This is a genomic window from Halopseudomonas formosensis, assembly GCF_900115905.1.
Lineage (GTDB): Bacteria > Pseudomonadota > Gammaproteobacteria > Pseudomonadales > Pseudomonadaceae > Halopseudomonas > Halopseudomonas formosensis.
In genome coordinates this window covers 244,480-259,929 of the sequence record NZ_FOYD01000005.1, presented here as the reverse complement: position 1 = coordinate 259,929, position 15,450 = coordinate 244,480, and the positions used below count along the sequence as shown (strand labels likewise).

The following is a 15,450-nucleotide window of genomic DNA, read 5'->3' as shown; positions in this document are numbered from 1 at the left end:
GACGGCGTTGTCGAGGATCTGCTTGAGCACCGAGTTCTTTTCTTCCTCGGTCAGCTTCCTGTCCACGCTGGTGTGCTTGGTAATCGCAGCCTTTACTGCCGACAGGAAGGCTACCTCCTTATGGTAGGTCCGAGCCTGATCGAGGGTGCTGCACAGGCTGTAAGCCTTGTTCAGAGCCAGCACCGTATCGAGGAAGCGTTTCTTGCCGTCCTCCAGCCCGAGCACGTGGTTGGCTGCCGGTACCAGCAGCTTGTGCGGTTGATCTTCGAAGCCGCTGTAGTCGAAGCCCTTGCTGTTCGGTCCGGGCGCAAACATGCCATGGATGATATCCAGCTTTTCGAGCATGACGGCGAAGGCTTCTTCCGCGCTGTGCGTGGGTTCGCCGCGGCCTTTGGCGTCGGTGTAGGTTTTCAGCGCCTGTTTTAACTCGTTGGCGATGCCGATGTAGTCCACCACCAGCCCGCCGGGCTTGTTCTTGAATACCCGGTTGACGCGGGCGATGGCCTGCATCAGGTTGTGGCCCTTCATGGGCTTGTCTATGTACATGGTGTGGCAGCACGGGGCGTCGAAACCGGTCAGCCACATGTCCCGGACGATGACCAGCTTCAGCGGGTCGTTGATATCCTTGAAGCGTTTTTCGAGTCGCTTCTTGGTTTGCTTGTTGTAGATATGGGGCTGCAGGGCGGCCTTGTCCGATGCGGACCCGGTCATGACAATCTTGATAGCGCCTTTTTCGGGGTCTGGGTCGTGCCACTGCGGGCGCAGCGCGACGATTTCGTCATACAGCTGCACGCAGATGTCCCGGCTCATGGCCACGATCATGGCCTTGCCGTCCATCATGGCGGTACGTGTTTCGAAGTGCTCCACGAGGTCTGCCGCAACCTGACGCAAGCGCGGTCCTGCACCAACCAGTTTTTCCAGTCGGCTCCATTCACCCTTGGTTCTTTCCCGCTGGGTAACGTCTTCCTCGTCCTCCACGATGTCATCCACCTGATCTGACAGGGCTTCGATTTCATCGTGATTGATATCCAGTTTTGCCAGGCGTGACTCGTAATAGATAGGCACGGTGGCACCGTCATCTACTGCGTCCTGGATATCGTAAATGGATACGTAGTCACCAAAGACCGCGCGGGTGTCCTTGTCTTCCGTTGCGATAGGCGTACCGGTAAAGCCAATAAAAGAGGCATTCGGCAGGGCATCACGCATGTGCTTGGCATAACCGAATTTATAGCTACCATCCTGCTTCAAGGTGGCCTTCAGACCATATTGGCTCCGGTGAGCCTCGTCGGAAATCACCACTATGTTGTGGCGGTCGTTCAGGATCGGGTGGCCGCTTTCGTCTTCCAGCAGCGCGAACTTCTGCACTGTGGTGAAAATGATGCCGCCGGATTCGCGCTCGGCCAGCAGTTGGCGCAGGGTATCGCGATCGTCCGCCTGAACCGGCTCTTGCTTGAGCAGCTCCCGGGCGGCAGAGAAGGTGGCAAACAGTTGACCGTCGAGGTCATTACGGTCGGTAACCACAACGATGGTCGGGTTGTTCAGCTCCGGCTGCTGCAGCAGCATCCCCGCGTAGCAGCACATGGAAATGCTCTTGCCTGAGCCCTGGGTGTGCCAGACCACGCCCGCTTTCTTGCTGCCGGGCGCGACCTCGGTGCCGTAGGTGGCGCGCCGTTCCCTGAGCTCCTTTTCCGGTACGGATGCTGCAATAATGGTGGCCCTGACGGCCTCGCGCACCGCGTGGAACTGGTGGTAACCGGCGATTTTCTTGATCAGCTTCTCGGAGTCCGTCTCGAACAGGACAAAGTAGCGGATATAGTCGAGCAGCAGCTCGCGATCGAAGAAGCCGCGCACCATGGTTTCCAGCTGCCACTCCAGCAGCGGTTTGTCGTCTTCGTGCTTGATTGTGCGCCAGGGCATGAAGCGCTCCTGGCTGGCTGTGAGCGCGCCTACCCGGGCGTTGTAGCCGTCACTGATCACCAGGGCTTCGTTGTAGATGAACAGCTCCGGCAGCTCGTCCTTGTAGGTCTGAATCTGGTTGAAGGCATCCCAGATACTGACGTTTTCCGAGGTGTGGCTTTTCAGCTCAAGTACGGCCAGGGGCAGGCCGTTGATGAAGCAGATGATGTCGGGGCGGCGCGGTTGCTTGCTGCCCTGCAGGGTGAACTGACTGATGGCGCGAAAGCGGTTGGCTTCGAGCTGCTCGAAGTCGATCAGCAGGGCATGGTCGTGGATGATGCGCTCGTCCAGCTTGTAATCCACCGGCACGCCATCCAGTAACAACCGGTGAAAGGCACGGTTACTGACTGTGGTGTCCAGGCTCGATGGCTGGCGCACCTGGGAGATCGCCTGTTCAACGGCGGAGTCTGGCAGGTGCGGGTTGATCCGCCGAATGGCCGCTTCCAGATCAGCCAGCAGCAGTACCTGGCGATAATCACTGCGCTCCGGAGCGATACCATCCGGCGCCAGATCCGGGCCATGGCCCAGCTCCCAACCACCTTCGGCGAACCATTCCAGGCATTGCTGTTCCAGTTGATCTTCCGTCATTGACTGCTTCCTTTGGGTACATCTGCCAATATCTTCTCAGGCTACCATTGATCCCATAGTGCTTGTCGGCTCGCCAGTCTGTCGAGTGCTGCTCTGGCCATGCGGTAGGCTTTACATGCAAGCATTATTGCACTAGTATCAGCGCCAATATGACCGGCGCCTCTGCACTTCTGTGTACGCGTCGGTTCTCATTTCTGCCTATTGCTTACGCCACACCGGCCAGTTCTCCCAGCCCTCTACCACACCCATATCCTTCAAGCTCAGCTGCTGGTTTGCCAATCTGGGAAACTCTTCTGCCAACAAAGCCTTGTACCGGTCACCCCAGCTGGAATTGGGACAGATCACCCGCATCAGCTGCTGGATCAGGCAGAAGTAGAAGAATGGCCGGGAAGGTTTCAACTCCTTCGACCAGCCCTCTGGAACCGTTGATATTTCCACCACGTTGATATTCCACAGGCGGCTGTGGTGCGCCGAAACATTGCGGATGAAGTTCAGGCTGCGTAACCACTGAGCAAAGGCCTTGCCAGTTGGTGCACCGTAAATGGCTGCAATAGTCTCCTGATCCTCATGTGCCATGCCGGAAAACAGCTTGGATAGCGCGCCAAAGTCCAATACCTCTATCGCCACCCAGATAGGTAAGCTGCCGTAATGAGTCATGTGGTGTGCGACGAAGGGTTCTTTACGTGCGCGCTGGAGCAGAGCGTGGTATTTGGCCAGCCACAGGTCATGTTCTGTTTTTCCTTTGTCAGGGCCAGCTTTGAATGGGCGACGTGCAAACTTGCCGTGCAGGCAATCGGGGTTCTCATGCGCTCGCGGGTCGCGCTGGCCCAACAGGTGAGCCACATCCACCCGTACGGCCATTTCGATACGCTCCAACGCATCCAGTGCCAGCAGACGGAGTTTCTTATCGAAAACGTACAGCTTAACCACATCCTCAAAGCGGCTGCCAGGGACAAAACGGTCGTCGCGTACGGGGCGATCCTGCCTGGCTGATGCTGTCCGGTCTATTTCCCGCAGTGGATACCAATATCCGCTCAAGCGGTAGTAGCCCAGTCGTTTGAGGTAGCCCAGCGCTGCTGCGCGGTCTTCCACCTGAAGCCCGCGCCCACGCAGTTGTTCCAACTGATCAGAAAACGATAGCCATGGCTTCAGTGGTTTCAATTCAGTGCCTTTGTCCTGTTACTGGTTCTTCAGGTTTTGCCTGATCACCCCGAGGGGTGCGCTCAAGGCGGCTTCCAGCCGGGTCATATGCTCCACCAACCACTTGATCATATCCGCCCAATTGTCCTTGTTATAGCCATCCACCGCTCGGGAGTACTGGATACGGCAGGCCTTGCGGTTGGGCAGGGGCTGCCATTCCAGCTCGGCACCAAATGCCGCCTCGATCTGCTCCTTCTGAGCGAACAGTTGGTCGAACACCAGCTGGTTGGTCTCGGCCTGGGGCCGGGACATGTAAAACTCCACCCGTATCTCGCTTTTGCCGAAGATCAGGTTGAAGGACATGCCAGATAGGCCGGAGCCTGCCGAAAGCCAGTGATCCCGACCTGGGCTTATGTTGTCGAACAGACGGCAGCTGCTCTGAATGAAGGCTTCCAGCGCCTGCTCCCAGAACGCCAGGCGCAGGCCATGGCTGCGGCGTTGCTCATTGCTGGCGCTTTTTTCCTCATCTTCCTTGGCCATCATGCCAATCATGAAGTCCGACGCTTCCGGAGTGGGGATGATCTGTTCCACGTTGAGAAACAGCTCGGTGCCGGCCTGGTAGGGTGTCACCTTGAAGCATTGGCAATTGACCCCGAACTGGCTCAGCCAGAGCACGGTGTTGGTGACTTCCTTGCGGTAGTGGGCCGCCACCAGAATCAGCCGCTGGCTTTTCAGGGTGTTGAGCTGCACGGATTGCAGGTCATCGGCCTGCAGAAACTCCAGCAGCACCCGTTCGGCATTGGCCGGCTCGGCGCCTTCACTTTGCGCCTTCTGGTTCAGATAGCGCTGGAAGATCTCTACTACCTGCTGCTTTTTCAGGTTGGCGCAGTAGCTGGCGTACTTGAGCGCCTGCCACACCACGTCCCGCCCGCTGTCATCCAGCTTGTTTTCGATAATGACCAGATTGCCTTCCTTGTCGATGGCCAGCAGATCGAGCCGCTCGCGAGTGTCGTCGAAGCCGTCGAATTCCTTCTGGATGATCAGCAGTTCGTCGCCGTCACCCTGGGTTAGGGCCTGGGGGTAATTCTCCAGCCATTCCTGCAGGTGTTTGCGCTCGGTGAAGCCGAGGTCGCTGAAGCGTTTCACTTCCAGTGGACTGATGCGGTTGGCGGTGGGGTTGATTTTAAACATCTTCTGTATTCCCCTTAGCCTTTCTTACCCACTCACTTTCCAGAGTGGTCGTTTCTATAATGTGAGTGAGTTCTCCAACAAGTGGTTTTAGCGCGCCAATTTGTTGTCCAACAATGTTCACTGAGTCTACGAGTTTGAGGAGAGGAGGTTTATTTATAAATCCTGGAAGATTGGCATAAGGTTTTACATCTAACAAAAAGCGGTCGGCATACTTTTTCCTGCCTTCTATACTTTGCCACTCAACTCGAATATGGAAAGGCTCTATCGGTTGGTTGGCGCCGTTTCCCATCTCGTCCTTGGGTGAGAAGAGCTGGAAGCCCACAGCAAAGAACATGGATATTTTGTCATCCTGAGGAATGGTTGCTATGGGCCCACGGCGATATGTGCAATCCAATATTATATGGTATCTCGCAAAGTTGTCAGGATCCCCTTCAAATTGAAAGTAAACATCCTTTGCAGATCCGTTTCCAACATTTGCGATGGCTATATTCAGGCCGCCCGTGCCGTCAGGGTGCGGTTCATAATAGGCTATTAGCCTTGGCTCTGATCCAACCTTACGTAGTAGACGATTCTCTCTCCACAGGAAAAAAGTCAGTATTCCAATTGCGAAGGTAGAAAAACCGCTGAGAACTGTCGCAAGGTCTTTCCATGTATCCATACTGCTGACTTTTTGAAAGAATAAAGCTAAGCAATCAGTCATTTATGCGTCCTTCCTTGTTATTTCTAACTCTCCTGATAGAAGTTTGGGGAGAAGTGAGTCGCGTATTGCCGATAACGACTTAGATTCGTTGCCATGGCTCCTTGCTAACCTTAAATATGGGGTGGCAATACGGCCAAAAGCTACCGCGATCTCTTGGGGATAGATTATCCATGGCAGCTCTGCCAAGGCTTTCGCATTGGCACGTTGCCGTCCACTTGTGCCGGTCATCGACTGGATGGCATGTTGTCGAAAGTTTCTATTGCGAGCGATGAAGTAGGAAAGTGATTCGGGGTACGGCTCTTGAGACCTCATGACGATGTATTCAGTCGAACCCCAGCCGACTTGATCGCTATCCAAGAAGTCAACGTAGGCTGTTTTTCCGTTTTCAAGGCAAGGTGTAATTCTCGCCAACAGGCTGTCTCCGTTAATGAATTTGGTGCCACTATTCATTTCGCGCAGAACAATGTCTTCCGCCAAATGGCCAGAAGTGGGGACGTTTTTCATGTCGAGGTAGGGCGCAAGGGTTCCTTTTTTGAGCGATCTGCGTGGGTTGAACTGAATTAGCTCAGAAAGGTGACCAACACTCCACCCCTCCGGAATCTCCCCCAGCTCACTATCCTGCATAGCCGACGGAAACAGCTCGGCGGTGGCGCGCAGCTCGGCGTATTGCTCGGGCTGTTCGGCCTGGAGGCGGGTTAGCTTCTCTTCGCCTTTGCCGGAAATGGCCTGCATGGCGGCAAGCAGGGCGTCTTCCTCGCTGCCACCGGCTTCCAGTGCGGCGATCTTGGCTTTGACCGGCTCGAAATCGACAAACCAGCTTTTGAAGATGGCCTGGGCCATCTGTTCGAGGGTTTGGTTGATGCAGGAGTTTAGGATTTCTTTTTCATCAATTGCTGTGGCTGATGCAACAATTTGCCGTTGCTCTGACCAAGAAGGTAGGCGTATCTCAAGATCTTGAAGACGCTTTGTATCGAGTTTCCCGGCTCCAATACCTGTATGCTCAACCATTTCAAGCAATTTTTTCTCGTTAGCCTTGAGCCAATAATACAAATACATTTCATCGGTTACTTGGCGGGCAGCAAGCTCAGGCTTGACTCTGATAGCCTTCACGTCTTGATTGAAAGCAACGTCTCGCACCGCAATGCCAACAGGAATCCTGTTATGAAGAGTACTTCCTCGCACAAGCAGAAGAATTGAGCCCTTGAGTGCAAGTCGGGAGCCGGATTCTAAGCCTAGCTTCGTGATTTTTAGGTCAGAATTGGAATAACGAGAACCGCCCATCGAGGAGGCGCTAATCCACGGTATTTCATCGCCCCAGCATTCTGGATTCTTCTTTGAAGGAGTCCCACCAGAGAACCAGTCAGTGAGATCGCCCAGCCGATAAAAGGCTGTCTTAGAACTCATACCCCAGCCCCCCAAGATTCCGCTTGATCTCAGCTTCCAGCCGGTCACTCTCAGCAAACTGCTCCCGCAACTGTCCGGTCAATCGCGCCATCTTCTCGGCAAACGGCTCTCCATCGTCTTCCTGCTCCTGAGCACCCACATAGCGACCCGGCGTCAGCACAAAATCATGCTTCTTGATCTCGTCCAGGCTGGAGGATTTGCAGAAGCCGGCGACATCCTCATAGCCCTCGCCACGCTGCCAGGCATGGAAGGTGTCGGCGACTTTGGCGATATCGTCCTTGCTGAAGTCCCGCAGTACCCGATCCCGCATAAAGCCCAGGTTGCGGGCATCGATAAACAGGAACTCTCCCCGGCGGTCACGCTTCTTTTCGTCACGCACTATGCCGTTGGCCTTGTCTTTGGTCAGGAGCCAGATGCAGGCCGGGATCTGGGTGTTGGTGAACAGCTGGCCGGGCAGGGCGACCATGCATTCCACCAGGTCCTCTTCCACCAGGCGCTTGCGGATTTCGCCTTCGTTGTTGGTGTTGGAGCTCATGGAGCCGTTGGCCAGCAGCAAGGCCATGCTGCCGGTGGGCGCCAGGTGGTGGATCATGTGCTGCATCCAGGCAAAGTTGGCGTTGCCCTTGGGCGGAGTACCGTACTTCCAGCGTACGTCGTCGGCCAGGGACTCGCTCCACCAGTCCTTCATGTTGAAGGGTGGGTTGGCCATGACGAAGTCGGCGCGCAGGTCCGGGTGCTGGTCGTCGAGGAAGGTGTCGGCGTTCTTCTTGCCGAAGTTGAAGTCGATGCCGCGGATGGCCATGTTCATGGCCGCCAGCCTCCAGGTGGTGGGGTTGGATTCCTGGCCGTATACGGAGATGTGTTTCTTCTGTTCGGCGGCGTCGTAGTGCTGCTTCTGGGCGTGCTCTTCAATGAACTTGTCGCTGGAAACAAAGAAGCCGCCAGAGCCCATCGCCGGGTCATAAACACGCCCGGAATAGGGCTGGAGCATTTCCACGATCAGGGTGACGATGCTTTTGGGGGTGTAGTACTGGCCGCCCTGCTTGCCCTCGGCCAGTGCAAATTGACCCAGGAAGTACTCGTAGACATGGCCGAGGATGTCCTTGCTGTGCAGGCTCAGCTTTTCGCCGTCGAAGACCGGCTTGGTAAAGGAGGTGTCTGAGAAGGTGTTGATCAGCCCCAGCAGCTTGTCGTTTTCCAACTGGTACTGGCTGATGCGGTTGAGAATGCCCTTCAGCTTTGCGTTGCTCTTCTCGATCTCTTCCAGAGCGTTGTCGATCAGCCAGGACACCGAGCGCAGTTTTACCTCGTTGCCGGCATCGTCCTGCCAGAGCACGGTGCCTGCAGGCAGCACGGCTTTCTCCTTCAGGGTGCTCCAGCGGGCTGGCCTGGGTACCCAGAAGATGTTGGCTTCGCGGTAGTAGTCGAGTACTTCCAGCTCTTCCTGCAGGGCTTGCTGGTATTCCTCATCGCTGCCGAAATCTTCTCTGGGCAGGTAATAGATGTTGTTGTCATCGTTTTGCTGGAAGAGCTCCAGCAGCTGTTCCTGGCGCTCTTCAAAAGCGTCGGATACGTATTTGAGGAAGATCAGCCCCAGTACCACGTGCTTGTAGTTGGCAGCGTCCAGGTTGGCGCGGAGCTTGTCGGCGGCTTTCCAGAGCTTGTCGTCCAAGGCCTTTAGAAACTGTTGTTCTGTGCTATTCATTATTTCCTCTGGTGTTCAAAGCGGTAATTCCCTATTGCTCCACAGAGCCTGTAACCGGGGCCGACGGTGTGCAATGCATCAACGGGCGCGGTCAGGGTGTACTCAACCGAATAAGATAGCGAAGCGGTGAAGCGCAGCACCCATGGGGACGTTCGACCTTAGGCGATCTGATATTGAGCTGCAATTGGTTTGGTATGTCCGCTGTGAGCTGTAAAGAACTGGAACGTCAGTCGGGTTGGGCGCGGGAGCTAATACTCAAAATATCGCTCTCTGCTAAAAGCGAAAAAAATCAGTGGGCACGGTTTGGGCACATTTTGGGCACACGGCTTTTTTCCAGGCTTTTTCAGTGATGGAGGGCAGAGGTCATTCTGACAAAGTGTTTTGAAAAGGCGAGTGAGTACTTATTTTCTGTAGTCGCCGAATTGGGCACAAGAAAAGAGAGCTAGGAGAGTTGTAAGTCGTTGATTTTGAATGGAAATGGCGCACCCGACAGGATTCGAACCTGTGACCCCCGCCTTCGGAGGGCGGTACTCTATCCAGCTGAGCTACGGGTGCGTTATAGGAAAACGCTGCATTCTGACACTTAGCCGCACCGGGGTTCAAGTTGCTGAGTATTGCCTTCGGAGGGCAGTACTCTATCCAGCTGAGCTACGGGTGCGTAAGCGCGGCATGATACCTATTGAATGGCCTTTCGTCCATGCTTTCGATACCGCTTGGGCGTATTGAAGGTGCATCCGGGGTGCGACGCCTTGTCGCTGAATGAGCTTGCAGTTTTGCCGTATGCGGGTTTCGCAGTATACTCGCGCAATTGTCCGGGCACTGTACTTGGGCGCATACCGATAGCCATGATGAGGATGGATAAGTGACGATTGCGAAGAATATTCTGGCTGCTTCTGCGGCCGTGCTTGCCCTGTTCGCTGGCAGCGCCCAGGCGACCACCGATGAGGCGATTGCCGAGCGTATCAAGCCCTACGGTACCGTCTGTGTAGCGGGTGACCCCTGCGCTGAGGCCGTGGCTGCTGCTCCGGCTGGTGAGGCTGCGGGTGAGGCGGCTGGTGGCAATCCGGGCGAGGCGCTGTTCTCTGCCAAGGCCTGCGTAGCCTGCCACAGCGTTGACAACAAGGTTGTCGGCCCGGCCATGAAAGAAGTGGCGGCCAAGTACGCTGGCGATGCTGACCATATCATCAACAGCATCAAGAACGGCTCCCAGGGCAACTGGGGTCCGATCCCGATGCCGCCGAACGCTGTCAACGACGAGGAAGCTGCCCAGCTGGCTGAGTGGATTCTGTCCCTCAACTGAGCTGTGTTGCAGTGATGAAGAAGCCGCCTGATTGGGCGGCTTTTTTGTTTCCCTCTCTCCCCGGCCCTCTTCCACAACGGGAGAGGGAGGGTGGTGGCGGCTGGATCGGGGTTAACGGCCGAGGAGGCTGCGGATGTCGGCCAGGGCGCTGTTGCCGCGGGCCTGTTTCTGTTCGACGGGGACGTCTTCGGTGCCTTCCCATTCCAGGTCTTCCTGGGGCAGTTCGTCGAGGAAGCGGCTGGGCAGGCAGTCGATGATCTCGCCAAACTGGCGGCGGCGGGCGGCGAAGGTGAAGGTGAGGTTGCGCTTGGCCCGGGTGATGGCGACGTAGGCCAGACGGCGTTCCTCGTCCACGGTGTCGGCTTCGATGCTGGAGCGGTGGGGCAGTATCTCTTCCTCCATGCCCATGACATAGACGTGGGGGTATTCCAGGCCCTTTGAGGCGTGCATGGTCATCAGCTGCACCCGGTCGGCGTCCTCTTCCTCTTCCTGACGCTCGAGCATGTCGCGCAGCACCAGTTTGGCGATGGCGTCCTCGAAGGTGGTCTCGCCGGTTTCGTCCCTTTCCATGGTGGCCTTGAGCGAGTCGAGCAGGAACCAGACGTTGCCCATGCGCTTGGCGGCGATCTCGTCGCTGGAGCAGTTCTGGCGGATCCAGTTCTCGTAGTCCAGGTCGCTGACCATGTCGCGCAGGGCGGCGATGGCGTCGCCCTGCATGCATTGCTGGCGCACGCCCTCGAGCCAGCGGGCGAAGCGTTGCAGGCGCTCAAGGTAGCGCGGCTCCATGTGTTCGGCCAGTCCCATCTCGCCGCAGGCGGTGATCAGGCTGACGCCGCGCTGGTTGGCATAGGTGCCGAGTTTTTCCAGGGTGGCCGGGCCTATCTCCCGACGCGGCACGTTGATCACCCGCAGCAGGGCGTTGTCGTCATCCGGATTGACCAGCAGGCGGAAGTAGGACATCAGATCCTTGACCTCCTGCCGGCTGAAGAAGCTGGTGCCGCCGGACAGGTGGTAGGGAATCTGGTGGTGCTGCAGCTTGAGCTCGATGAGCCTGGCCTGGTGGTTGCCCCGATAGAGGATGGCGAAGTTCTTCCAGGCGATGCCCTGTTTCAGGTGCAGCATCTGGATATCGGTGGCCACCCGTTCGGCTTCGGCATCCTCGTTGCGGCAGCGGATCACCCGGATCGGATCGCCATAACCCAGTTCACTCCACAGCTGTTTCTCGAACACGTGGGGGTTGTTGGCGATCAGGGTATTGGCCGCCTTGAGGATGCGGCTGGTGGAGCGGTAGTTCTGCTCCAGCATGACGACCTTGAGGTTGGGAAAGTCCTCTTTGAGCTGCACCAGGTTTTCCGGGCGGGCGCCACGCCAGGCGTAGATCGACTGGTCGTCATCGCCGACCACGGTAAAGCGTGCCTGGTTGCCCACCAGCATCTTCACCAGCAGGTACTGGCTGGCGTTGGTGTCCTGGTACTCGTCGACCAGCATGTAGCGGATGCGGAACTGCCACTTTTCCAACACATCCGGGTGATCCCGGAACAGCAGCACCGGGATCAGAATCAGGTCATCGAAGTCCACCGCGTTGTACGCCTTGAGCGTGCGGTTGTAGTGCATGTAGACGCTGGCGGCGGTCTGCTGCTGGGGCGTCTTGGCCTGCTGCAGTGCTTCCTCGGGGGTGATCAGGTCGTTCTTCCAGGAGGAGATCTGCGCCTGGATGCCCTCGACACCGTCGTCACCGCCGTAGTCCTTGTGCATCAGGTCGGCAATCAGGGCCTCGGCATCGCGCTGGTCGAAGATGGAGAAGCCGGGTTTGTAGCCCAGGCGCTTGTGCTCCTTGCGGATGATGTTCAGGCCCAGGTTGTGGAAGGTGGAGACGGTCAGGCCCCGGCCTTCGGCGCCGCGCAGCAGCATGCCGACGCGCTCCTTCATCTCCCGGGCGGCCTTGTTGGTGAAGGTGACGGCGACGATGTACTGGGCACGGATGCCGCACTCCTTGACCAGATAGGCGATCTTGCGGGTGATGACACTGGTCTTGCCGCTACCGGCGCCGGCCAGCACGAGCAGGGGGCCGCTGATATAGCGCACTGCTTCCTGTTGACGGGGGTTGAGTTGCGACACGTTGACCTCGAGCAAGGGTGGGCGCGCAATTCTAGCATAGGGTATTCTCTGCGCTGCGCCTGATGCCTCGACAGGGGATCCGGCAGGCGCTAACCTGCACAAACTCGGACATCTGATCATGTCCGAGCCGAGGAGAGAGATTGTTTATCGACAGACCATTGCAACGGATTGTGCTGCTGGATGCGAACGGTGCGGCCGACGGCCTGGTTGACCGTTTGCGGCTCACCGGCGCTGCTGAGGTATTGATTGCCTCGGACTGGTCGCAGGCACTGTCGATGGCCACCGACCCGGACACGCTGGTGCTCTTTGATGAGGTATTCCAGCCGGTGCCGGATCTGTGCACCGTGCCCGTGGTCAATCTTGCCCGGCAACCAGAGGGAGGTGTGCAACCGGTGGCAGGGGTGGACAGCATCTATCGCCATGCCAGCGTTGCAGAGCTGCTGCGTTGCCTGCGCTACGCCCGTGACCGCCACGAGATGCTCAATGCACTGGCCCGGGCTGCGACGGACGATCCCCTGACCGGTTGCAGCAACCGCCAGATGCTGCAGGACCGACTCAAGCACGGCATGCAGCGCGCGCTGCGCGCCAACCAGCCGCTGGCGGTGCTGGTGCTGGATCTGGACAACTTCAGCCACGTCAACGATTCCCTCGGCCACGCCGCCGGGGATGCCATCATCCGCCAGGTGGCCGACCGTCTGCGGGGTGTGCTGCGCTCCACCGATACGGTGGGTCGCATCGGCAGCGACGAGTTTGCGGTGATCGTCGAGGAGTACGGCAACGCCGCCAACCTGATGCACGTGGTGAAGAAGATAGTCACCACCCTCAGCGAGCCCTTCGGCACCGGTACCGACAGCACCCTGCTGGGATGCAGCATCGGCATTGCCACCTACCCCGAGGGCGGTGTATCGGTGGACAGCCTGCTGCTGCACGCCAGCGTTGCGGTGCAGCAGGCCAAGCTGCAGCCCGGTTGCAGTTATCACTTTTACGACGAGCGCATCAATCATCAGGCGGCCACCCAGATCGAGTTCGAGACCCAGCTGCGTGACGCCCTGCGCAGCAACGAGTTGGAGCTGCACTATCAGCCCCGGGTCGACCTGCGCAGCGGCAAGATCGTCGGGGTCGAAGGTCTGATCCGCTGGCGGCATCCCGTCCGCGGGCTGCTGGCGCCGAACGAGTTCATTCCGCTGGCCGAGGAAACCGGCCTGATCATTCCCATGGGTTACTGGGTGATCGCCAGGGCCTGTCACGACCTGCGCACCCTGCAGCGCCGCGGCATGGCGCTGAACGTGGCGGTCAACGTGTCCTTCCGGCAGTTCCTCGACAGCCGCCTGCTGCCGACGGTGCAGCGGCTCATCGAGAAGACCGGCGTGGGACCGAAAATGCTCGAGTTCGAGCTCACCGAGACGGCGGTCATGCAGCAGCCCGAGCAGGTGCAGCAGGCCATGACCGGCATGACCAATCTGGGGCTGCGTTTCTCCCTGGATGACTTCGGTACCGGGTTTTCCTCCTTCGTCCATCTGCACAGCCTGCCGATCAAGCTGCTCAAGCTCGATCGCAGCTTCGTGCGCGGCATCGTCGATTCCCCGGCGGATCGCAAGCTGGTCGCGGCCATGATCGAGATGGGCCACAGCCTGGGGCTGGAGGTGGTTGCCGAGGGGGTTGAGCAGCGGGCGCAGATGGAGATTCTGCGTGAACTGGGCTGTGATCAGATCCAGGGCTTCTTCATCAGTCCGGCGCTGCCTTTCATCGAGCTGTGCTACTTCATCGATGCCTACAGCATGGGGCGCGAGGACGCCCTGAAAGCGCCCTCGACCAAGCGGGTGACTCAGCTGGCCGGCTGCCGGTCCAGCTGACGGTACTGCAGCGCCTCGGCCAGTTGTTCCCGGCCGATGTCCTTTTTCTGATCCAGGTCCGCCAGGGTGCGGGCCACCTTCAGTGCCCGGTGGGTGGCGCGCCGGGACAGCCCCAGACGTTCAACCGCCCGCTCCAGCCACTGCTCATCCTCGGCCTGCAGACGGCAATGCAGGCTCACCCCGCCCAACTCCAGATGCGCATTCAGACAGTCCTGGCGCCGCAGCTGGATATCCCGTGCGGCGCTGACCCGGGCGGCCGCTTCACGGCTGTCGGGCCGGCCGGGCCCGCCTGAGGACAGACTGAAGGGCTCGTTGTGCATCCCCAGATGCAGGTCGATACGGTCCAGCAGCGGCCCGGACAGCTTGCCCCGGTAGCGCTGGACCTGCTCTGGCGTGCACTGGCAGCGACCGGAAGGGTCACCCTGATAGCCGCAGGGACAGGGGTTCATGGCGGCAATCAGCTGGAAGCGGGCGGGGAAGGTCAGTTGTTCCCGGGCTCTGGCCACATGGATCACCCCCGACTCCAGGGGTTCGCGCAGCATCTCCAGCACCTTGCGATCGAATTCCGGCAGTTCGTCGAGAAACAGCACTCCATGGTGGGCCTGGCTGATCTCACCGGGGCGGGGGTAGCTGCCACCGCCGACCAGCGCCGCCGCGGATGCCCCATGATGGGGCGAGCGGAAGGGGCGGGTCGGCCAGCGGTCCAGTTCGGCCTGCCCGCACACCGACTGGATGGCGGCGACCTCCAGTGCCTGCTGCTCGTCCAGCGGCGGCAGAATGCCGGGCAGGCGGCTGGCCAGCAGGGTCTTGCCGGTGCCCGGCGGGCCGAACAGCAGCAGGTTGTGGCTGCCCGCCGCCGCGACTATCAGAGCTCGTTTGGCCTGGGCCTGGCCCTGTACCTCGGCCAGGTCCGCTACCGGTGCCGGCTCGGAGAAGCCGGCACCGGACTGCACCGGCGGCAGTTCCCGCTCGCCGCGCAGGTGTTCGCACAGCTCGAGCAGGTGATCGGCGGCGATGACGCGCACCCCGGGCACCAGGGCGGCTTCGGCGGCGTTGGCCCTGGGCACCAGCAGGGTGCGCTGCTGGTCTCGGCAGGCCAGGGCGGCGGGCAGGACTCCCTGCACCGGGCGCAGCTCCCCGGACAGGGCCAGCTCGCCGAGGGCTTCGCAGTGCTGCAGGCTGTCTGCGGGGATCTGGTTGCTGGCCATCAGCAGGCCGAGGGCGATGGCCAGGTCGAAGCGGCCGCCTTCCTTGGGCAGATCGGCTGGGGCGAGGTTGATGGTGATGCGCTTGAGGCTGGGAAAGTCGAGGCGGGCGTTCTGCAACGCGCTGCGGACCCTATCCTTGCTCTCACGTACTGCGGTCTCCGGCATGCCGACCAGAGTGAGACTGGGCATGCCATTGGCCAGGTGGACTTCAACAGTGACTGGTGGTGCCTGAATTCCCAGTTTTGCGCGACTGTGAACAATCGCCAGGGACATTAATCACTCCTTGA

10 protein-coding genes and 1 tRNA gene are annotated in these 15,450 nt (G+C 58.9%); 2 read left to right on the top strand and 9 right to left on the bottom strand.

The window, feature by feature from the left end:
• The 7 genes from BM046_RS09765 to BM046_RS09735 form a co-directional block, all read right to left on the bottom strand.
• Positions 1 to 2,544: type I restriction endonuclease subunit R (locus BM046_RS09765; RefSeq protein WP_090538944.1), on the bottom strand; the 2,544-nt coding region annotated here is incomplete at its 3' end.
• A gap of 198 nt (positions 2,545 to 2,742) precedes the next feature.
• The gene (locus BM046_RS09760; protein ID WP_177197835.1) at positions 2,743 to 3,705 is read right to left on the bottom strand and encodes an Abi family protein; all 963 of its coding nucleotides are present in this window, start codon (positions 3,703 to 3,705) and stop codon (positions 2,743 to 2,745) included.
• Positions 3,706 to 3,723: 18 nt separating this feature from the next.
• Positions 3,724 to 4,875 carry a DUF4268 domain-containing protein gene (locus tag BM046_RS09755; RefSeq protein ID WP_090538942.1) on the bottom strand — a complete coding sequence of 384 codons (1,152 nt, stop codon included), beginning with the start codon at positions 4,873 to 4,875 and terminating at the stop codon, positions 3,724 to 3,726.
• The gene (locus BM046_RS09750; RefSeq protein WP_218150028.1) at positions 4,868 to 5,575 is read right to left on the bottom strand and encodes a hypothetical protein; all 708 of its coding nucleotides are present in this window, start codon (positions 5,573 to 5,575) and stop codon (positions 4,868 to 4,870) included. Before BM046_RS09750 ends, BM046_RS09755 begins: the two co-directional genes overlap by 8 nt.
• Positions 5,576 to 6,979 (bottom strand): restriction endonuclease subunit S, encoded by a 1,404-nt coding sequence (locus BM046_RS09745; RefSeq protein ID WP_090538940.1) that lies wholly within the window; start codon positions 6,977 to 6,979, stop codon positions 5,576 to 5,578.
• A complete protein-coding gene (locus tag BM046_RS09740; RefSeq protein WP_090538938.1) occupies positions 6,969 to 8,684 on the bottom strand; it encodes a class I SAM-dependent DNA methyltransferase in 1,716 nt (571 codons plus the stop codon). The genes BM046_RS09745 and BM046_RS09740 overlap by 11 nt, the downstream gene beginning before the upstream one ends.
• Before the next feature lie 478 nt (positions 8,685 to 9,162).
• Positions 9,163 to 9,239, bottom strand: a tRNA-Arg gene (locus BM046_RS09735).
• 457 nt (positions 9,240 to 9,696) lie between these two features.
• On the opposite strand from BM046_RS09735, the gene BM046_RS09730 reads away from it, so the two are divergent.
• On the top strand, positions 9,697 to 9,984 hold the full coding sequence (locus BM046_RS09730; protein ID WP_090538967.1) for a c-type cytochrome: 288 nt from the start codon (positions 9,697 to 9,699) through the stop codon (positions 9,982 to 9,984).
• A 111-nt stretch (positions 9,985 to 10,095) separates the two neighbouring features.
• On the opposite strand, the gene rep is transcribed toward BM046_RS09730, so the two are convergent.
• Positions 10,096 to 12,102 (bottom strand): DNA helicase Rep, encoded by a 2,007-nt coding sequence (rep, locus tag BM046_RS09725; RefSeq protein WP_090538965.1) that lies wholly within the window; start codon positions 12,100 to 12,102, stop codon positions 10,096 to 10,098.
• A 275-nt stretch (positions 12,103 to 12,377) separates the two neighbouring features.
• Here rep and BM046_RS09720 point away from each other — a divergent pair, with 275 nt between their 5' ends.
• Positions 12,378 to 13,955, top strand: coding sequence for a putative bifunctional diguanylate cyclase/phosphodiesterase (locus tag BM046_RS09720; RefSeq protein ID WP_177197836.1), 1,578 nt, complete (start codon positions 12,378 to 12,380; stop codon positions 13,953 to 13,955).
• On the opposite strand, the gene BM046_RS09715 is transcribed toward BM046_RS09720, so the two are convergent.
• Positions 13,928 to 15,436 carry a YifB family Mg chelatase-like AAA ATPase gene (locus BM046_RS09715; RefSeq protein WP_090538934.1) on the bottom strand — a complete coding sequence of 503 codons (1,509 nt, stop codon included), beginning with the start codon at positions 15,434 to 15,436 and terminating at the stop codon, positions 13,928 to 13,930. The genes BM046_RS09720 and BM046_RS09715 overlap by 28 nt on opposite strands.
• Between the last annotated feature and the right edge of the window lie 14 nt (positions 15,437 to 15,450).

Excerpts from the sequence above, each read along its gene's own strand:
- BM046_RS09755 (WP_090538942.1), bottom strand. The coding sequence starts at position 4,875 with ATGTTTAAAATCAACCCCACCGCCAACCGCATCAGTCCACTGGAAGTG.
- BM046_RS09720 (WP_177197836.1), top strand. The coding sequence starts at position 12,378 with ATGGCCACCGACCCGGACACGCTGGTGCTCTTTGATGAGGTATTCCAG.
- BM046_RS09715 (WP_090538934.1), bottom strand. The coding sequence starts at position 15,436 with ATGTCCCTGGCGATTGTTCACAGTCGCGCAAAACTGGGAATTCAGGCA.
- BM046_RS09750 (WP_218150028.1), bottom strand. The coding sequence starts at position 5,575 with ATGACTGATTGCTTAGCTTTATTCTTTCAAAAAGTCAGCAGTATGGAT.
- BM046_RS09740 (WP_090538938.1), bottom strand. The coding sequence starts at position 8,684 with ATGAATAGCACAGAACAACAGTTTCTAAAGGCCTTGGACGACAAGCTC.
- BM046_RS09745 (WP_090538940.1), bottom strand. The coding sequence starts at position 6,979 with ATGAGTTCTAAGACAGCCTTTTATCGGCTGGGCGATCTCACTGACTGG.